The organism is Paracoccaceae bacterium Fryx2, from assembly GCA_032334235.1.
GTDB lineage: Bacteria > Pseudomonadota > Alphaproteobacteria > Rhodobacterales > Rhodobacteraceae > JAVSGI01.
On the sequence record JAVSGI010000005.1, the window covers coordinates 646156 to 664924 of the forward strand.

An 18769-nucleotide genomic window follows, 5' to 3' on the forward strand; every position below is an offset into this window, starting at 1 on the left:
CCTGAGTTTATACGGAATGACCCGGCGGGGCTTACCCCCGCCGGGCGACAATCGGATGACAAGGCTCAGGCCTCGGCGATGGCGTCTTCTTCGGGCGCCACGTCCAGCGCGCCAAGGTCGATGCCCGCGGCACCCATCTGGGCGGTCATGCCGTCCAGCGCCGCACGCGAGATCAGGTCGCAGTAAAGCGCGATGGCGCGGGCCGCGTCGTCATTGCCCGGAATCACGTGGGTCACGCCCTTGGGCGAGCAGTTGGTGTCAACCACGCCGATCACCGGAATGCCCAGCTTCTGCGCTTCGAGGATCGCCAGATCCTCCTTGCCCACGTCGATGATGAAGATCAGGTCGGGGGTGCCGCCCATCTCGCGGATGCCGCCAAGCGAGGCTTGCAGCTTGCCCTGCTCGCGTTCCATGTGCAGGCGCTCTTTCTTGGTCAGGCCCTCGGCACCGTGCGCCATCAGCTCGTCCAGCTGCTTCAGCCGGTTGATCGACTGCGAAACGGTCTTCCAGTTGGTCAGCGTGCCACCAAGCCAGCGGTGGTTCATGTAGAACTGCGCGCAACGCTCGGCCGCCTCGGCAACCGGCTTCTGCGCCTGGCGCTTGGTGCCGACGAACAGGATGCGCCCGCCCTTGGCGACCGTGTCGCGCACGATCTTCAGCGCGGTGTCCAGCATCGGCACCGTCTGCGTCAGGTCGAGGATGTGAATGCCGTTGCGGTCGCCGTAGATGTATTCGCCCATCTTCGGGTTCCAGCGGGCGGTCTGGTGGCCGTAGTGCACGCCTGCTTCAAGCAGTTGGCGCATAGTAAACTCTGGCAGAGCCATGTCTGTTGTCCTTTTCCGGTTTCATGCCTCGGCGGAGCCACTCAGAACTCTCGTTCCAACCGGCGGACCTTCGGGGATGTCTCCCCCGAAAGGCCCAAGCCCCGCCTGTGAAGTGCGGCGCGTCTAGCCCACGCGGTGCGGGAATGCAAGGCCCGCAGGTGGTGTGGCGGAAAGGTCGAAGGGATTCTGGCCTTCGGCGAGGATATTTGGGCCAAGATGAATCCGCATCCGTTTTCATCTTGGCAAAAATATCCCCCGCGGAGCGTCCGCACGCGGTCCCTTGCGCAGGCGCCGGGGCTGCGCGAAACAAGGTGCATGACTCAAACACCCGATATCCTGTGCATCGGTTCGGTCCTGTGGGACATCATCGGCCGAACGCCCGCCGCACTGCGGCCGGGGTCGGACGTGCCGGGGCGCATCACCCGGTTGCCGGGCGGGGTGGCGCTGAACATCGCGATGACCCTGCGGCGCTTCGGCCTGACGCCCGCCCTGCTGAGTGCCGTGGGCAGCGACGGCGAGGGCTGCGATCTGGTGGCCGCCTGCGCGCGGATGGGATTGATCACCGATCACCTCTGCCGGCCCGAAGACCTGCCGACCGACCGCTACATGGCGATCGAGGGCGCGGGCGGGCTGATGGCCGCAGTTGCCGATGCCCGGTCGCTGGAGGCGGCAGGCGACCGCATTCTGGCGCCGCTTTTTGACGGGCCTCTGGCGGATGCGGACGCGCCTTGGAGCGGTATGATCGCGCTCGACGGCAACCTGACGGCGGCCCTGCTGGGGTTCATCGCGGGGTCGGCGCTGTTCGCGCGGGCCGACCTGCGGGTGGCCCCGGCCAGCCCCGGCAAGGCCGCGCGGCTGATGCCGCTGCTGGCCCATCCGCGCGCCACGCTCTACCTCAACCGCGCGGAGGCGGGCGTGCTGTGCGCGGCGCGGTTCCGCACGGCACCGGAGGCCGCCGCCGCCCTGCTGACCCGCGGCGCGGTGCGGGTTCTGGTGACCGATGGCAGCCGCGCCTGCGCCGACGGCCTGCGCGGCTGCGGCGTGATCACCGCCACGCCGCCCGCCGTGCCGGTGGCCCGCATCACCGGTGCGGGCGACACCTTCATGGCGGCGCATCTGGTGGCCGAGCGGCGGGGCGCCTCGCGCACCGATGCCCTGACCGCCGCGCTGCGCGCCGCCGCCGACCATGTTTCAGGAGAGATTGCCTCATGATGCCGCCCCTTGCCTTTTCGCCCGAGGTTGCCACCGCCCGCGCCCATGACCTGCCGATCGTGGCGCTGGAATCCACCATCATCACCCACGGGATGCCGTTCCCGCAGAATGTCGAGACCGCCCGCGCCGTCGAGGCCGAGGTGCGGGCCGCAGGGGCGGTGCCCGCCACCATCGCGGTGATGAACGGGCGGCTGCACATCGGGCTGACCGGGGCGGAACTGGATGCGCTGGGGCGCGCGGAGCATGTGATGAAGCTCAGCCGCGCCGATCTGGCGGCCTGCCTTGCCATGGGGCGCATGGGGGCGACGACGGTAGCCGCCACGATGATCGCCGCCGAACTGGCGGGAATCGCGGTCTTTGCCACCGGCGGCATCGGCGGCGTGCATCGCGGCGCCGAGACCACGTTCGACATTTCCGCCGACCTGCGCGAACTGGCGCACAGCCGGGTGACGGTGGTCGCGGCCGGGGCCAAGGCGCTTCTCGACCTGCCCAAGACCCTGGAAGTGCTGGAAACCCTTGGCGTGCCGGTGATCGCCGTCGGGCAGGACGACTTTCCCGCCTTCTGGTCGCGCGGCTCGGGTCTGCGCGCGCCGCTGCGGATGGACAGCGCGGCCGAGATCGCCGCCGCCCACCTGATGCGCGCCGCCCTTGGCCTGCCCGGTGGCCAGCTGGTCGCCAATCCGATCCCGCCGACGGACGAGATAGCGCGCGCCGAGATCGACCCGGCCATCGAGGCGGCCCTGGCCGAGGCCGCGGACCGGGGCATCGCCGCCAAGGACGTGACGCCCTTCCTGCTCGACCGGATCTTCGCGCTGACCGACGGGCGCTCGCTGGCCGCCAACATCGCGCTGGTGCGGAACAATGCGCGCCTTGGTGCGGCCATCGCCCGCGAAATCGCCGAAGCGCGGGCGCGGCAGGCATGAGCATCGTCATGCGCCCGTCATGCCGCCGATAAAGGATGCCGGATCAGGGGGCGGCCATTGAATGCCGCACCTGCATTGCATAAGATCATGACTTCCCAGCAAGGATCACGAAATGGAACATCCGCCCCATCCCCAGCACCACCGCCGCAGGGGTCCGCTGGCCGGGCTGCGGGCCAGTTTCCTGACCGGGCTGGTGGTGGTGCTGCCCGTCGGGCTGACCATCTACCTGATCTGGACCGTGGTCGGCTGGATCGACAGCTGGGTGCTGCCGCTGGTGCCCGCCGCCTATCAGCCTGACGAGCTGCTGCGCCAGATATTCGGCCCCGACACCCGCGTCGGGCTGCGCGGCGTGGGCGTCGTGGTGTTTCTGGTGTTCACCATCATGGTCGGCTGGGTGGCCAAGGGCCTGATCGGCCGGTCGCTGATCGGCTGGGGCGAAGGGCTGGTCGACCGGATGCCGGTGGTCCGTTCGATCTACAACGGGCTGAAGCAGATCGCGGAAACCGTGTTTGCCCAGACAGAGACCAATTTCGAGAAGGCCTGCATCGTGCAGTTCCCCCGCCCCGGGGTCTGGGCGATCGGCTTCATCTCGACCAGGGCCAAGGGCGAGATCGCGCAGCGCGTGCCGGTGGCGGGCGAGGTGCTGACCGTGTTCGTGCCGACCACGCCGAACCCGACCTCGGGCTTCCTGATCTTCGCGCCGGCCGCCGATGTGATCATGCTCGACATGTCGCTGGAGGATGCGGCCAAGCTGATCATCTCGGCCGGGCTGGTCTATCCCAACCCGAAAGACCCCAGCCAGCCGCTCGTTCTGGTCAGGTAATCTCCCGGCCGGGGCGGTGGTGCCTCCGGCGGGGATATTTGGGCAAAGATGAAAGCCGCAGCGTCAGAGCGCGGTCCAGCCGCCATCGACCGAGATCGTGGTGCCGGTGATCTGGTCGGCGTGGGGGCTGCACAGGAAGACCACGGTGCCGCCCATCTGCGCGGTGGTGGCGAACTGGCGCGACGGCTGGCGGGCCAGCATGACCTCGCGGATCACCGTTTCACGGTCCATGCCATGCGCGGCCATCTGGTCGGGAATCTGCGCCTCGACCAGTGGGGTAAGCACATAGCCCGGACAGACCGCGTTGCAGGTGATGCCCTGCCCCGCCATTTCCAGCGCCGTGACCTTGGTCAGCCCGACCAGCCCGTGCTTGGCCGCGACATAGGCCGACTTGTAGGGGCTGGCGGTCAGCCCGTGCGCCGAGGCGATGTTGACGATCCGCCCCCAGCCGCGTGCCCGCATTCCCGGCAGGGCGGCGGCGCTGGTGTGGAAGGCCGAGGTCAGGTTGATCGCCAGAATCGCGTTCCACTTGTCGGCCGGAAAATCCTCGATCGCGGCGACATGCTGGATGCCCGCGTTGTTCACCAGGATGTCGCAGCCGCCCGCCTGTTCCACCAGCGCGCGGCAGGCATCGCCCTGCGCCATGTCGGCTGCGATGTAGCGGGCCGTCACGCCATGGTCGGCGCCGATGCGGGCAGCCAGCGCGTGATCCTCGGGCCGGTCGGTGAACGAGTTCAGAACCACCGAGGCCCCGGCGCGCGCCAGTTCCAGGGCAATGCCCAGCCCGATGCCGGAGTTCGATCCGGTGATGATCGCTGTCTTGCCAGTCAGGGTCATGCCTGCCTCCCGTGTAATGCCGCATGTGCAGCTTTAGCGCAAAGGCGGCGCGGTGGCGATAGTTTCCGGTCGGGTGAAGGACGCGCCGCAACCCCCGGCAGAAAAGCAAAAAAAACGCCCGCGCGAAGCGGGCGTCAAGTTATTGAGGCAGGTTTCATACAGGCAAGAAACCTATCGAGCAGTGTTCTTCTTATACGCGCTCCGATGCCGCCGGCCAAGTTAAAAGTTTGAAGCCGCACGCAACTGGCCGTAGGATTCAGGTCAGGAAACACAGGCTTGGACAGGAATGTTGCCAGAATGAGACATGATTTATTCGCATCGCTGCGGGCGGCGGCCCTGGCGGCCCTGCTGGCGGTTCCGGCGGCGGCCGAGCCGCAGCACGGCATAGCTATGTATGGCGACCCTGCCCTGCCACCTGATTTTGTGTCCCTGCCTCATGCCAACCCCGATGCGCCCAAGGGCGGGCGCATCGTTTTCGGAGAATCGGGCGGGTTTGATTCGCTCAACCCCTTCATCATCAAGGGCAACGCACCGCCCGGGCTTTCGGCGCTGACGGTCGAGACGTTGCTGGGCCGATCCTATGACGAACCCTTCACGCTTTACGGTCTGCTGGCCGAATCGGTCGAGACCGATGCCGCCCGGACCTGGGTCGAATTCACCCTGAACGAGGCAGCCCGATTCTCGGATGGCAGCCCCGTCACGGTCGGGGACGTGATCTGGTCGTTCGAGAAACTCGGGCTTGAGGGCAGCCCGCGCTATGCCACCGCCTGGCAGAAGATCGCCACCACCGAGCAGACCGGCCCGCGCAGCGTGCGCTTCACCTTCAACACCCAGGACCGCGAACTGCCGCTGATCCTCGGCCTGCGCCCGATCCTGCAGAAGGCGCCTTGGGAGGGGCGCGATTTCACCGCCTCTAGCCTCACCGCGCCGATCGGGTCCGGCCCCTACACGGTGGGCCGCTTCGAGCCGGGGCGCTTCATCAGCTATGTGAAGAACCCCGACTGGTGGGGACGCGATCTGCCCTTCAACCGCGGCCAGCACAACCTTGCCGAGGTCCGCTACGAGTTCTTCGGCGACGGCGGCGTGGTGTTCGAGGCGTTCAAGGCGGGCGAGATCACCTCGTTCCGCGAGGCAAATGCCGCGAAATGGCTGACCAACTACAATTTCCCCGCGGTGGCATCGGGCGAGATCGTGAAATCCGAGATCCCGCACGGACGCCCCTCGGGGATAGAGGGGCTGGTCTTCAACACCCGCCGCGCGCTCTTTGCCGACTGGCGCGTGCGTGAGGCCCTGATCCAGGCCTTCAACTTCGAACTGATCAACACCACCCTGACCGGCGGCACCCAGCCGCGCATCACCTCTTATTTCTCGAACTCGGTGCTGGGCATGACCCCCGGCGCCCCGGCCGAGGGCCGCGTGGCCGACCTGCTGGCGCCCTTTGCCGCCGAACTGCCGCCCGGCGCGCTGGAAGGCTACAGCCTGCCGGTATCCGACGGCACCGAAGCCAACCGCAAGGGCATCCGCACCGCCACCGCGCTGCTGGTCGAGGCGGGCTGGACGGTGCAGGACGGCATCCTGAAGAACGCCGCGGGCACGCCCTTCGCCTTCGAGATCCTGCTGGTGCAGGGCGCCGACGACATGGCCTCGGTCGCCAGCATCTACATCGAGGCGCTGAAACGGCTGGGGATCAAGGCCCACCTCACCCAGGTCGACTCGGCGCAATACAAGGAACGCACCAACGCCTACGACTTCGACATGACCCATCACATCCGCGCCCTGTCGCTCAGCCCCGGCAACGAACAGATGCTCTACTGGGGCTCGGCCGGGGTCACGGAACCCGGCACGCGCAACTGGATGGGCATGAACTCTCCCGCCGCCGAGGCGATGATCCGCACCCTGCTGAACTCGACCAGCCACGAGGATTTTGTCGCCGCGACACAGGCGCTGGACCGTGTGCTGACAACGGGTAGATATGTCATCCCGATGTGGTATTCTCCGGTTTCACGGCTGGCGCACAGCAAACACCTGAAATACCCCACGCGCCTGCCGATCTACGGGGACTGGCTGGGGTTCCAGCCGGACGTCTGGTGGCACGAGGACTGAAAACGAGCAGGTAAGACCATGAAAACACTGATGATGCTGGCCATCCTGGCCACACTCGCGGGGTGCAACACCATCGACGGTGTCGGGCGCGACATCTCGGGCGGGGCAAACCGGGTCGGCGCCTGGTTCTGACCCCGGCGCGGCAGACGACCTGAAAGGCCGGGCGCAGGCCCGGCCTTTCGCATGGCGGTGGCGTGCTGCGGCGCCTAACCGCCGATCCCGCAGCGCGAAAAAACTTTGACCCTGCGCGAAGATGCCGTCTTTCTGCTGCCCCGTTCCGCTCTACCATAAGCAGAACATAGCGGAGAACCCCATGCTCGACCAGGACAGCCCCGCCGTCGGGCGTTTCGACAAGTCCTTCCTGATCCACATGATCAAGGACTTCTTCATCGTCCTCTCGATTGTCACCGTGCTGGAGTTCTCGCTCAAGGCCGCGCTGGTCTATTACAAGTTCAGCGTGAACGGCAGCCGCGATTCGGCGGTGGTGGCCGATGCGCTTGCCGAAAACGTCCGCTCGATCATGCGCAACGAAGGCGGGCCGGTCGCGGCGCGCACCATGTATCCGATCTTGGACAAGAACTGGTCCGACCTCGGCTACACCGTGGCGATCGAGCCGTCCGAGGTCACGATCCGCTCGATCGAGGCCGGTTTCGACTTCACGCCGCGCGGCATTCCGGCCGAGCCCTGGCCCGAAGGCCAGTTCCGCTCGGCCACGGTCGAGATCACCGCCGAAACCTATTGCCTTGGCTGCCACAGCGAGGCCGAGGTCGGGCAGGTGCTGGGCGTGGTGACGGTGCGCAACTACCTCGCCCGCGACTTCGCGCTGTGGCTCAATGACGTGCAACTGAGCGGCGCGCTGGCCGTCGCCAAGATCGTGCTGCATTCGGTGCTGCTGTTCCTGATCCTGCGGGCGCGGCTGGAACCCCTGCTGCGCCTGCGCTCCGTCGTCAGCAATCTGGCCCGCGCCTATGGCAGCCTGACCCAGCGGGCCGAGATCCGCAGCGCCGACGAGTTCGGCGTGCTGGCGCGTGATCTCAACCTTTTCCTCGACCGGATCGGCACGCTGGTCAGCGAGCTTGATCTGGTGCTCTCCCGGGTGATCCGGGTCAACGACGACATCGTGTCGGTGCAGGGCGACTTGCGCGACCGGATCGACCGGGTGGTGACAAGGGCGCGGCGGCTGGAACGCGACGCCATGCTGACCGCCAAGCGCGAGCCCCGCCTGTCGAAGGCATGGTTCGACGCGATCCGCGAGTCGGTGTCCGCCCTCGACGCGGCCCTCGTCCGCGCCGGCGACGCACCGCAGGCTACCGGCCTGCTCGACAGCCTGCGCGCCGTGGTCAGCGATGCCGAAACCCAGCTGGCGGGCAGCGAACGGCTGTTCGAGGGTCTGGCCGAACTCGGTGACCAGACCGAGGCGCTCAAGGACGTGATTGCCGAGATGACCCGCCTCGAAGAGCGGATGAAAAGCATCGTGGAAGTCGGCACCCAACTCGTCGCCCAGCTCCGCCCCGCCCCGGCGACATGACCCCGCCCGACGGCGCGACCCCGCCCCGGAGGCGTGCCCCCCGGCGACGTGGCCCCACACCCGGAGGCGCGCGACCCTGCCCCGGCGACGTGACTCCGCCCCGGCGACGTGACCCCACCCGGCAACGTGACCCCGCCCGGCGACGTGGCCCCGCCGCGGCGGATTGCGCCGGTCACCAGCCCCGAGGCCCCGCTTCCGTCCCGCCCGGCCCCAAACCCCGCCGCCGCCCGCCCGCCGGCCCCGAACCAGTTCGGCGGCCCCTGCGGTCGCCTCATGCTGCCGTTCCTGCCCGACCCTGACCGCCCCCTTCCCCGGCCGCCCCGAACCGCTCCCGTCCCGGTTCCACCGTCGCCCCCCCCAACCGACGCACGCCCCACCCTTCGCCCCACCCGCTGCCCGCCTGCTGCCCGCCCGCTACCCAGCTTCCGACACCCGTCCCCGCACCCACTCGCCCGGCCCGGGACCGGAACAACGGCCCCTCCGATCAACTCCCGACCCTGACCGCCTTCTTCCCGGTCCCGAACCGCTTCGGTCCCGGGTCCCCTGTCGCCCCCCGACCAGCCCCCGCTCCACCCTTCGCCCCGCCCGCTGCCCGGCTTCCGACACCCGTCCCCGCACCCCTGCCCGCCCGGCCCGCGACCGATCGGCGGCGCGTCTGCCGCCCCTCGACCCGACCTGCCACCCCGACCCGAACCGCCTCTCGGCACCCGTGCAACGCCGCTGCACCCTCCGGCCCCGCACCCCTCCGCCAAACCTTGCCAACAGGTAAACGGCCTCGGCATATTCTTGCCAAACCAATAGCTTGTCCGACTTTTCACGCGTGAAAACCGCCGCAAACGCGCCTTCGTCACCCCCGGACTTGCAACGGCGGCGCGGCAGGGGTATGCGGGCGGGATGCTGTCGCTCCTTGATCTCGGCCCTCCCGCCCCCTGTCCCGCGCCGTTCAATCTGGCAGCCCATGTGCTGGCCCGTGCGAACCTGCATCCCGACAAGACCGCCCTCCAGATCATCGCCCCCGGGTCCGCGCAAGACTGGACCTACGGCCGCCTTGCCGCCGCCGTGCGGGGTTGCGGCGCGGGATTGCTGGCAGCCGGCCTTCGCCCCGGCGACCGGATCCTGCTGCGGCTGGGAAACACGGTGGATTTCCCGGTGGTGTTTCTCGGCGCGATTGCGGCGGGGTTGGTTCCGGTCCCGACCTCGGCCCAGCTGACGGTGCCCGAGGTCACGCGGATGTCCGCCATCGTCGCCCCCGCCCTGATCGTGGCCGCCGAAGGGCTGGCCCTGCCCGCCGCCGCGCCTTGCCCCGTCCTGCCCGCAGCGGCCCTGCTGGCGATGGAACAGGGCCCCGCCTGCGACTGGGCGACCGGCGACCCCGATCGGCTGGCCTACATCGTCTTCACCTCGGGCACCTCCGGCACGCCGCAGGCCGTCGCCCATGCCCACCGCGCCGTCTGGGCCCGCCGGATGATGCACCAGGGCTGGGAAGGGCTGACCCCCGACGACCGCCTGCTGCACGCCGGGGCGTTCAACTGGACCTACACGCTGGGCACCGGCCTGCTCGACCCGTGGACGGTGGGGGCCACCGCCCTGATCCCGGCCGAAGGCGTGCCGCCCGCCGACCTGCCCCTGCTGATGCGGCGCCACGGCGCGACGATCTTCGCCGCGGCCCCCGGCGTCTTCCGCCAGATGCTGCGCCACCCGCTGCCCGCCCTGCCCGCCCTCCGCCACGGCTTGTCGGCCGGCGAGTCGCTGCCCGCCGCCCTGCGCGAAGCCTGGGTGGCCGCCACCGGCACAGCGGTTCACGAGGCGCTCGGCCTGTCGGAATGCTCCACCTTCATCTCGGCCGCGCCCGGCCACCCTGCCCCGGCAGGCAGCACCGGCTATCCGCAACCGGGGCGGCGGGTGGCGGTGCTGGGGCCTGACGGGCCGGTCCCCCGCGGCAGCCCGGGCGTGCTGGCGGTGGATGGCGGCGATCCGGGGCTGTTCCTGGGTTATCTCGACGACGGCGAAGCCACGGCCGCGCGGTTTCGCGACGGCTGGTTCCTGACCGGCGACAGCGTCTCGATGGCCGAAGACGGGGCGATCACCTATCTCGGCCGCGACGACGACATGATGAACGCGGGCGGCTTCCGCGTCTCGCCGCTGGAGGTGGAAGCGGCAATGGCCCTCTGTCCCGGCATCCTCGACTGCGCCGCGGCCGAGGTCGAGGTGAAGCCCGGCGCCACGGTGATCGCGCTGTTCTACGTCGCGGCGGAACCGCTTGACGACGCGGCCATTTCCGCCTTTGCCGCCACCTGCCTTGCCCGCTGGAAGCAGCCGCGCCTGTTTGTGTCGGTGCCGGGCCTGCCGCGCGGCCCCAACCACAAGCTGTTGCGCCGCGCCCTGCGGCAGGGCCATGCGGCTGCACGCCAGCAGCAGGAATGAACTGCGCCGGGGTTTCTGTGCGTTTGCGCACCGTTGACCCCTCCATGCCAAGCCTTGCGCTTGCCCCCGGCTTTGGGTGTTATGCCCCAGTCCCCCAGCTTCGGTGCCGCCCATGATCACGCTCGACATTTTTTCCGACCCGGTCTGCCCGTGGTGCTACATCGGCAAGGCGCTGCTTGACCGGGCGCTGGAGGCCAATCCCGAACATGCGTTCGCCATCGAATGGCACCCCTTCCAGCTGAACCCGCAGATGCCGCGCGAGGGCACCGACCGCGCCGCCTATCTGGAGGCAAAGTTCGGCGGCAAGCGGCAGGCGGTGGAGATCTATGCAAGGGTCGAACAGGCCGCGCAGGCGGCCGGGCTGGAGATCGACTTCGCCGCGATGAAATGGATGCCGAACACGCGGGACGCGCACCGGATGATCCACTGGGCGGGGCTGGAGGGGCGGCAGGCGGCGATGGTGTCGGCGCTGTTCCGCGCCTTCTTCCGCGAAGGGCGCGACATCGGCCGCGCCGAAACCCTTGTGGCGCTGGCCGACCAGGCCGGGATGGATGCGGCCCTTGCCGCCCGCCTGCTGGCCACCGACGCCGACCGGGATGACATCACTGCCCGCGACGCCCATGCCCGCCAGCGCGGCATCTCGGCGGTGCCGACCTTTCTCATCGCCAATCAATATGTGCTTTCGGGGGCGCAGCCGACTGCACTCTGGGGGCAGGTGATTGCGGAACTGGCCGACCGCCCGTCCTGACCCGCCCGAAACCCCCAGCCCGCAAGGCCCCTTTCCCATGACCAGACCGCGCCTGTCCTCGACCGAATTCATCGCGCTGATCGCGATGCTGTTCGCCACCATCGCCTTTTCGATCGACGCGATGCTGCCCGCCCTGCCCGAGATCACCCGGGAACTGACCCCGCTGATCCCGAACCGGGCGCAGCTTATCATCACCAGCTTCGTGCTGGGCATGGGGATCGGCACGCTGGTGGTCGGGCCGATCTCGGATTCGGTCGGGCGCAAGCCGGTGATCCTGGGCGGTGCGCTGCTCTATTGCGCGGGAGCGCTGGCAGCCTGGGCGGCGCCGACGCTGGAAACCATGCTGCTGGCGCGCCTGGTGCAGGGGCTGGGCGCCGCCGGGCCGCGCATCGTGTCGCTGGCGCTGGTGCGCGACCTTTACAAGGGGCGCGAAATGGCCCGTGTCGTCAGTTTCGCGATGATGATCTTCACCCTGGTGCCGGCCGTCGCCCCGCTGGTCGGCACGGTGATCATCGCGGGCTTCGGCTGGCGCGGCATCTTCCCGGCCTTCATCGCGTTTTCAGCGGTTTCCATGCTGTGGTTCATGCTGCGCCAGCCCGAAACCCTGCCCCCCGAAACCCGTCGTCCGCTGAGCGCGCGCCCGCTGTGGCTGGCGCTGCGCGAGGTGATGACGCACCGCGTGGTGCTGACGGCCATTGCGGTGCAGACGCTGGTCTTCGGCTGCCTGTTCGGCACCCTGTCCTCGACGCAGCAGATCTTTGACGTTTCCTTCGGGCGCGGCGCCGGTTTTCCCTTCTGGTTCGCGCTGATCGCGGTGCTTGCGGGATCTGCCAGCTTTCTCAACGCGGTGTTGGTGGTGCGTCTGGGAATGCGCCGCCTGATCACCGTCACGCTGGCGGCGCAGATCGGGATGTCGGCGCTGATGGCGGTCATGACCTGGGGCGGTTACTGGCCGCCGGCCCTGGCCTTTCCGGCCTATATTGCCTGGACGACGGGCGTTTTCTTCATGGCGGGGATGACGCTGGGCAACCTGAACGCGCTGGCGCTGGAACCGATGGGGCATATCGCTGGCCTTGCAGCCTCGGTCAGTGGCGCAATTGCCACCGTGCTGGGCGTGGCGCTGGCCGCGCCGCTGGGTCTGGCCTTCGACGGCACGCCGGTGCCGCTGGCCTTCGGCGTGGCGGTGCTGGCGGCGCTCGGGTTCGGGCTGATGCGCACGATCCCGCGCTAAGCCCTTCTTCTGTTTTCAAATATCCCCGCCGGAGGCTCCGGCGGTGCAGCCGACCCGGCTCCGGGCGCTCAGCCCTTCGGCCGCACCACCTTCTCGGCCAGATCGCGGGCGATGGCGAAGGCGCCCTTGATCCGGTCGGCCTCGGTTTTCCAGTCGCGGGTCAGCACGATCTTGTTGCCGGTGATCTTCGCGGTCTTGCCCTGGGCCTGCACAAACTCCACCAGCCCGGCCGGGTTGGCGAACTTGTCGTCGTGAAACTGCACCGTGGCGCCGCGGGGCCCCGCGTCGATGCGCGCGATGCCCGCGCGCTTGCACATCGACTTGATCCGCATCACCAGCAGCAGGGTGTTGACCTCTTTCGGCAGCGGGCCGAAGCGGTCGATCAACTCGGCGGCAAAGCCTTCCAGTTCCACCTTGGTGGTCAGCGTCGACAGGCGGCGGTAAAGCCCCAGCCGCACGTCGAGGTCGGTCACGAAGTCTTCCGGGATCAGCACCGGCACGCCGAGGTTCAGTTGCGGCGCCCAGTGCTCGCCCGGCTCGTTCACCCCGGCAAGCTCGCCCGACTTGATCCGGGCGATGGTCTCCTCCAGCATCGACTGGTAAAGCTCATACCCCACCTCCTTGATATGCCCCGACTGTTCCTCGCCCAGAAGGTTGCCCGCGCCGCGCAGGTCAAGGTCGTGCGCGGCGAGGTTGAACCCGGCGCCGAGGCTGTCGAGCGAGCCCAGCAGCCGCAGCCGTTTCTGCGCCTGCGGCGTCAGGGGGCTGCGCGGCTTGGTGGTCAGGAAGCAATAGGCGCGGGTCTTGGCCCGCCCGACCCGGCCGCGGATCTGGTAAAGCTGGCTCAGCCCGAACATGTCGGCGCGGTGGATGATCATCGTGTTGGCGGTCGGGATGTCGAGCCCGGATTCGACGATGGTGGTCGCCAGCAGCACGTCGTGCTTGCCGTCGTAGAAGGCGTTCATCCGCTCGTCCAGATCGCCCGCGGCAAGCTGGCCGTGCGCGATGACATAGGTGACCTCGGGCACATGGGTGCGCAGGAACTCCTCGATCTCGGGCAGGTCGCTGATGCGGGGCACGACATAGAACGACTGCCCGCCGCGGAAGCGTTCGCGCAGCAGCGCCTCGCGCAGGGTCACGGTGTCGAATTCCGAAATGTAGGTGCGGATCGCCAGCCGGTCCACCGGCGGCGTGGCGATGATCGACAGATCCCGCACCCCGGTCAGCGACAGTTGCAGCGTGCGCGGAATCGGTGTCGCTGTCAGCGTCAGCACATGCACTTCCGAGCGCATCTCCTTCAGCCGCTCCTTGTGGGTGACGCCGAAATGCTGTTCCTCGTCAATGACAAGCAGGCCGAGGCTCTTGAACCGGATGCCCTTGGCAAGCAGCGCATGGGTGCCGATGCAGATGTCCACCGTGCCATCGGCGAGGCCGGCCCGCGTCGCCGCCGCGTCCTTGGCCGAGACGAAGCGCGACAGCGGGCGCACCTCGATCGGGAAGCCGCGGAAGCGTTCGGCAAAGCTGCGGTGGTGCTGGCGTGCCAGCAGCGTCGTCGGGCAGACCACGGCGACCTGCATCCCCGCCAGTGCCGCCACGAAGGCCGCGCGCATCGCCACCTCGGTCTTGCCGAAGCCCACGTCGCCGACGATCAGCCGGTCCATCGGGCTGCCCGCCTCGAGATCGGCCACCACATCGGCAATCGCGGCAAGCTGGTCGTCGGTTTCCTGATAGGGGAAGCGGGCGGCGAAGGCTTCCCACATCGCATGGGGCGCTTCCAGAATGGGCGCGTGGCGCAGGTGGCGCTCGGCCGCGATCCGCATCAGGCGTTCGGCAATCTCGCGGATGCGGTCCTTGAGCTTGGCCTTCTTAGCCTGCCACGCCCCGCCGCCCAAGCGGTCGAGCAGGCCCTCCTCGTGGCCGTAGCGTGACAGCAGCTCGATGTTCTCGACCGGCAGGTAAAGCCTGGCACCTTCGGCATATTCCAGCGCGACGCAGGCGTGCGGCGCGCCCAATGCGGTGATGGTTTCCAGCCCGGTGTAGCGGCCCACGCCATGCTCGACATGCACCACCAGATCGCCGGGGGTCAGGCTGTTGACCTCGGCCAGGAAGTTCTCGGCCTTGCGGCGCTTGCGCGGCTTGGCCACCAGCCGGTCGCCCAGCACGTCCTGTTCCGAGATCACCGCAAGGCCGGGGGCGACAAAGCCCTGATCCAGCGCCCAGATCGCAAGGTAAAGCCCGCCACGCCCCTCTGGCACCTCGCGCAGGTCGCGGATCGGCACGGCACCACGCACGCCCTGATCCTGCATCAGCCCTTGCAGCCGTTCGCGCGCGCCTTCGGACCAACTGGCAATCACCACCTGCCGGTCTTCGCGCAACACGCGAAGATGATCGGCCAAGGCACCGAACAGGCTGATGTTTTCCTGCTGGCGTTCGGCCGCGAAACCGCGCCCGATCCGCCCACCCGCATCCAGCACGCCCGGCCCGGGGGCCTGCGGCAGGGGCGAAAGCTGCACGACGCGGTGCGCGGCAATCGCCGCTTCCCAGTCGGCATCGTCCAGATAGAGCAGGTGTGGCGCGCAGGGCTTGTAAACGGTGTCGAGCCGCCCCTTGGCGGTCATCGCCTCGCGCCGGGCGTCGTACTGGTCCTCGATGCCTTCCCAGCGTGACAGGCGGGCGGCGGTGATCTGCTCATCCAGCATCACGCTCGCATCGGGCAGGTAGTCGAACAGGGTTTCGAGCCGCTCGTGAAAGAACGGCAGCCAGTGTTCCAGCCCCTGATGCTTGCGCCCGGCGCTGACCGCCTCGTAAAGCGGGTCGTCCGCCCCCGCCGCGCCGAACTCGATGCGGTAGGTCTGGCGGAACCGGGTGATCGCGGCCTCGTCCAGTATGACTTCAGACACCGGGGCGAAATCGACCGACTTCAGCTTTTCGGTGGTGCGCTGGGTCACCGGGTCGAAGCGGCGCGCGCCATCCAGCACGTCGCCGAAGAAGTCGAGCCGCACCGGCCCGCCCGCGCCCGGAGCAAAGACATCGACGATGCCGCCGCGAATGGCGAAATCGCCGGGTTCGGTGACGGTGGCGGCGGGCGAAAACCCCATGCGCGTCAGGAACTGGCGCAGGGCGGCCTCGTCCACCCGGTCACCCACCCGGGCGCTGAAGGCCGCGCCGCGCAGCACGTCGCGCGCGGGCAGGCGCTGGGTCGCGGCCGACATCGTGGTCAGCAGCACGAAGGCCCCCGGCACGCCCTGCGCCAGCGCCGCCAGCGTTGCCATGCGGCGCGCACAGATGTCGGGATTGGGCGAGACGCGATCATAGGGCAGACAGTCCCAGCCCGGCAGTTCCAGCACCGCCACCTCGGGCGCCATGACCGCCAGCGCGGCGCGCATCGCCGCCAGCCGCTTGTCGTCGCGCGCGACATGGATCACCGGGGCACCGCGCGCGAGTTCGCGCGCCAGCAACCGTGCGTCATAGCCTTCGGGCGCACCCCCCAGCAGGATGCGGGGCCGGCGGGGGCGGTGGCGGGCCGGGTCACAGCGCGCCGACCCGCAGGTTCTGCAACATGCCCCACATCGCGGTGACGAAGATCGCGAACATGCCGATGCCCTGGATCGCCATGCGATGCCGAAGCAGCCGACGGTGCAGCGCCGGCCCCTCGTTCTCGCCCTCCGCAATGCGCCGGGCGGTGCGCAGCGACAGCATCCCGACAAGGCTGAGCGGCAGCAGCAGGCACAGCACCGCCTGCGCGAATTCGACACCATAGTAGAAGCCCAGCATCCCCAGCACCGTCAGCCCGAACGCAACCAGCCCCACCAGCCACAGCCCGGAAACCTGCGCGATGTAAAGCAACCGCCGCACGTTGATGCGCACCATGTGCTGCAGGTCGGCCTCGGCCTCGCCCCCGCTGCGGCGGGCGCGCATCACCAAGTCGTAAGGCACGCCCAGCACCCAATGGCTTGCCGTAGACCAAAGCACGGCAAGCGCGATCCAGTACCAAAGGTTGGAGAACGACCGCATGTCGATCAGTTCGAAAACGGTTTCATACCACTGCACAGTGCCAGCCCCTGCCCTTGTTGCCCGGTCGGTTGCGGGCTTGCGGCATTCCTACCCTTGAGATGCGCGCTTTTCCATGGCAGGCAGACACCAATCGCGCAAGCTTGAAAAAGCGGCCCGCGCCCGGCCGAAGCCGTCGGCCGACCCCGATCCGCCCCAGCGTCCTGCCCCTTCAGTCCGGAACCCGACATGCGCCCGACCCAAGCCGCCTTCCCCGCCGCCCGCTTCCGCCGTACCCGCCGCACCGACGCGCTGCGCCGCCTGACGCAGGAGAACACCCTGACCTGCGGCGACCTGATCTGGCCGCTGTTCGTGCGCGACGGCGTGGGGCTGCGCGAGCCGGTGGCCTCGATGCCCGGCGTGGCGCGGCTGTCGATCGACCTGGTGGTTGCGGCTGCGGAAGAGGCGGCGACCCTGGGGATTCCGGCGATCTGCCTGTTCCCCTATACCGACCCCGCCCTGCGCACCGAAGGCTGCGAGGAGGCGTGGAACCCCGAGAACCTCGCCAACCGGGCGATCCGGGCGATCAAGGCGGCGGTGCCCGACATCGCGGTGATGACGGATGTGGCGCTCGACCCCTACAACGCCAACGGCCATGACGGTCTGGTGCGCGACGGCATCATCCTGAACGACGAGACGGTCGAGGCGCTGGTGCGGATGAGCCTGGCGCAGGCCGAGGCGGGGGCCGACATCCTTGGCCCGTCCGACATGATGGATGGCCGGATCGGGGCGATGCGCGACGGGCTGGAAGCGGCGGGCCACAAGGACGTGACGATCCTTTCCTATTCGGCCAAGTATGCCAGCGCCTTCTACGGGCCGTTCCGCGATGCGGTGGGCGCCTCGGGGCGGCTGGTGGGCGACAAGAAGACCTACCAGATGAACCCCGGCAACAGCGACGAGGCGCTGCGCCTGATCGAACGCGACCTGCGCGAGGGCGCCGACATGGTGATGGTGAAACCGGGGATGCCCTATCTCGACATCTGCCGCCGGGTGAAGGACGCGTTCGGCGTGCCGACCTATGCCTATCAGGTCTCGGGCGAATACGCGATGATCCGGGGTGCGGCGGACCGCGGCTGGATCGACGGCGAAAAGGCGATGCTGGAAAGCCTTCTGTGCTTCAAGCGCGCGGGCTGCGACGGCATCCTGACCTATTTCGCCCCCGAAGCGGCACGGCTGCTGGGCCGGGGCTGAACCGTGGCCGGACGGGGGCCGGACGGGGGCCGGACGGGGGCCGGACCGGGGTCAGACGGGGGGCGGCAAAACCCTGCCCATGTCCGAAGGGCGAAGATGACATGCCCGGCGATCTGGGCTATATATGGTGCAAGGGAGCCGCAGAGCCCCCTCCATTCGCGTCCCTTGGCAGGGCCGCAGCCATGAGGCAGCAGAGGGCAGTGACATGACGGCAGTCAACAGGCGGGTCTTTCTTGGCATGACGGGGTCGGCGCTGGCATTGACCGGCTGCGGCAACGGCGTCGGCGGCGACGGATCGCAGACCATCGACGGGCGGGTGGACGCGACGCGCGACTACCTGTTCGGGCGCTATCCGGGCACTCGTGAGTTGTCGCAAAAGGCATTCGGCGTGCTTTACATGCCGCTGGTCACCGAAGCCGGGTTCTTCATCGGCGGGTCCTACGGTCGCGGCGCGCTGCGGATACAGGATGTCACGGTGGACTATTACTCGGTCACCCGCGCCTCTTACGGCCTGCAGATCGGGGCGCAGCAATATGCCCACGCGCTGTTCTTCATGACCGAGGCGGCGCTGAGCGATTTCCGCCGCGGCAACGGCTGGGCCGCCGGGGCCGATGTGCGCTATGCCACGCCGGACCAGGGCGGCAGCATCGGCAAGGAAACCACCGAGATCGACCCGGTGATTGCACTGGTGTTCGGCCAGTCGGGGCTGATCGCCGGGGCGACGCTCTCGGGCGTGAAGTATACCCGCATCATTCCCTGACGCCTGCCTGACACTCTGACCTGCCACAAGCGCCACGGACGACATCGGCCGTGGCGCCGGGCTTGACCGTTTTCACCGACGGGCCTACACTTATTTTTTTATATCTGCGATTCAT

General features: G+C 68.6%; 15 protein-coding genes. 11 read left to right on the forward strand and 4 right to left on the reverse strand.

What is annotated here, in order from left to right:
- Positions 1-65: 65 nt before the first annotated feature.
- Positions 66-824, reverse strand: coding sequence for a 30S ribosomal protein S2 (rpsB, locus tag RNZ50_12330; GenBank protein MDT8855788.1), 759 nt, complete (start codon positions 822-824; stop codon positions 66-68).
- Between the two features lie 315 nt (positions 825-1139).
- Between rpsB and RNZ50_12335 the strand changes: the two genes are divergently transcribed.
- From RNZ50_12335 to RNZ50_12345, 3 genes are all read left to right on the forward strand, one after another.
- On the forward strand, positions 1140-2036 hold the full coding sequence (locus RNZ50_12335; protein ID MDT8855789.1) for a PfkB family carbohydrate kinase: 897 nt from the start codon (positions 1140-1142) through the stop codon (positions 2034-2036).
- Entirely contained in the window at positions 2033-2959 is a 927-nt protein-coding gene (locus RNZ50_12340) for a pseudouridine-5'-phosphate glycosidase (protein ID MDT8855790.1), read from the forward strand. Before RNZ50_12335 ends, RNZ50_12340 begins: the two co-directional genes overlap by 4 nt.
- Positions 2960-3071: 112 nt before the next feature.
- A complete protein-coding gene (locus tag RNZ50_12345) occupies positions 3072-3782 on the forward strand; it encodes a DUF502 domain-containing protein (GenBank protein MDT8855791.1) in 711 nt (236 codons plus the stop codon).
- Positions 3783-3845: 63 nt separating this feature from the next.
- On the opposite strand, the gene RNZ50_12350 is transcribed toward RNZ50_12345, so the two are convergent.
- Positions 3846-4619 carry a 3-hydroxybutyrate dehydrogenase gene (locus tag RNZ50_12350; GenBank protein MDT8855792.1) on the reverse strand — a complete coding sequence of 258 codons (774 nt, stop codon included), beginning with the start codon at positions 4617-4619 and terminating at the stop codon, positions 3846-3848.
- A gap of 297 nt (positions 4620-4916) precedes the next feature.
- Between RNZ50_12350 and RNZ50_12355 the strand changes: the two genes are divergently transcribed.
- The 6 genes from RNZ50_12355 to RNZ50_12380 all read left to right on the forward strand — a co-directional run bounded on the left by RNZ50_12355 (position 4917) and on the right by RNZ50_12380 (position 12653).
- Positions 4917-6722, forward strand: a complete 1806-nt coding sequence (locus RNZ50_12355; GenBank protein ID MDT8855793.1) for an extracellular solute-binding protein — start codon at positions 4917-4919, stop codon at positions 6720-6722.
- Between the two features lie 18 nt (positions 6723-6740).
- Complete coding sequence (locus tag RNZ50_12360) at positions 6741-6854, forward strand: entericidin EcnA/B family protein (protein MDT8855794.1); 114 nt, start codon at positions 6741-6743, stop codon at positions 6852-6854.
- Positions 6855-7035: 181 nt separating this feature from the next.
- Entirely contained in the window at positions 7036-8250 is a 1215-nt protein-coding gene (locus tag RNZ50_12365) for a methyl-accepting chemotaxis protein (GenBank protein ID MDT8855795.1), read from the forward strand.
- Positions 8251-9144: 894 nt separating this feature from the next.
- Positions 9145-10674: a class I adenylate-forming enzyme family protein gene (locus RNZ50_12370; GenBank protein MDT8855796.1), complete on the forward strand. Its 1530-nt coding sequence runs from the start codon at positions 9145-9147 to the stop codon at positions 10672-10674.
- A gap of 112 nt (positions 10675-10786) precedes the next feature.
- On the forward strand, positions 10787-11422 hold the full coding sequence (locus tag RNZ50_12375; protein MDT8855797.1) for a DsbA family oxidoreductase: 636 nt from the start codon (positions 10787-10789) through the stop codon (positions 11420-11422).
- 37 nt (positions 11423-11459) lie between these two features.
- Positions 11460-12653, forward strand: coding sequence for a multidrug effflux MFS transporter (locus tag RNZ50_12380; protein ID MDT8855798.1), 1194 nt, complete (start codon positions 11460-11462; stop codon positions 12651-12653).
- Between the two features lie 68 nt (positions 12654-12721).
- Here RNZ50_12380 and mfd read toward each other — a convergent pair whose 3' ends face one another.
- Positions 12722-16111: a transcription-repair coupling factor gene (mfd, locus tag RNZ50_12385; GenBank protein ID MDT8855799.1), complete on the reverse strand. Its 3390-nt coding sequence runs from the start codon at positions 16109-16111 to the stop codon at positions 12722-12724.
- Between the two features lie 70 nt (positions 16112-16181).
- Positions 16182-16703: a component of SufBCD complex gene (locus RNZ50_12390; protein ID MDT8855800.1), complete on the reverse strand. Its 522-nt coding sequence runs from the start codon at positions 16701-16703 to the stop codon at positions 16182-16184.
- A gap of 189 nt (positions 16704-16892) precedes the next feature.
- Here RNZ50_12390 and hemB point away from each other — a divergent pair, with 189 nt between their 5' ends.
- Positions 16893-17894 (forward strand): porphobilinogen synthase, encoded by a 1002-nt coding sequence (hemB, locus tag RNZ50_12395; GenBank protein MDT8855801.1) that lies wholly within the window; start codon positions 16893-16895, stop codon positions 17892-17894.
- A 205-nt stretch (positions 17895-18099) separates the two neighbouring features.
- Complete coding sequence (locus RNZ50_12400) at positions 18100-18654, forward strand: YSC84-related protein (GenBank protein MDT8855802.1); 555 nt, start codon at positions 18100-18102, stop codon at positions 18652-18654.
- Positions 18655-18769: the final 115 nt, after the last annotated feature.

Bases quoted from the DNA above. Each gene is read 5' to 3' on its own strand.
- rpsB (MDT8855788.1), bottom strand. From the start codon at position 824: ATGGCTCTGCCAGAGTTTACTATGCGCCAACTGCTTGAAGCAGGCGTG.
- RNZ50_12335 (MDT8855789.1), top strand. From the start codon at position 1,140: ATGACTCAAACACCCGATATCCTGTGCATCGGTTCGGTCCTGTGGGAC.
- RNZ50_12340 (MDT8855790.1), top strand. From the start codon at position 2,033: ATGATGCCGCCCCTTGCCTTTTCGCCCGAGGTTGCCACCGCCCGCGCC.
- RNZ50_12345 (MDT8855791.1), top strand. From the start codon at position 3,072: ATGGAACATCCGCCCCATCCCCAGCACCACCGCCGCAGGGGTCCGCTG.
- RNZ50_12350 (MDT8855792.1), bottom strand. From the start codon at position 4,619: ATGACCCTGACTGGCAAGACAGCGATCATCACCGGATCGAACTCCGGC.
- RNZ50_12355 (MDT8855793.1), top strand. From the start codon at position 4,917: ATGAGACATGATTTATTCGCATCGCTGCGGGCGGCGGCCCTGGCGGCC.
- RNZ50_12360 (MDT8855794.1), top strand. From the start codon at position 6,741: ATGAAAACACTGATGATGCTGGCCATCCTGGCCACACTCGCGGGGTGC.
- RNZ50_12365 (MDT8855795.1), top strand. From the start codon at position 7,036: ATGCTCGACCAGGACAGCCCCGCCGTCGGGCGTTTCGACAAGTCCTTC.
- RNZ50_12370 (MDT8855796.1), top strand. From the start codon at position 9,145: ATGCTGTCGCTCCTTGATCTCGGCCCTCCCGCCCCCTGTCCCGCGCCG.
- RNZ50_12375 (MDT8855797.1), top strand. From the start codon at position 10,787: ATGATCACGCTCGACATTTTTTCCGACCCGGTCTGCCCGTGGTGCTAC.
- RNZ50_12380 (MDT8855798.1), top strand. From the start codon at position 11,460: ATGACCAGACCGCGCCTGTCCTCGACCGAATTCATCGCGCTGATCGCG.
- hemB (MDT8855801.1), top strand. From the start codon at position 16,893: ATGCGCCCGACCCAAGCCGCCTTCCCCGCCGCCCGCTTCCGCCGTACC.
- RNZ50_12400 (MDT8855802.1), top strand. From the start codon at position 18,100: ATGACGGCAGTCAACAGGCGGGTCTTTCTTGGCATGACGGGGTCGGCG.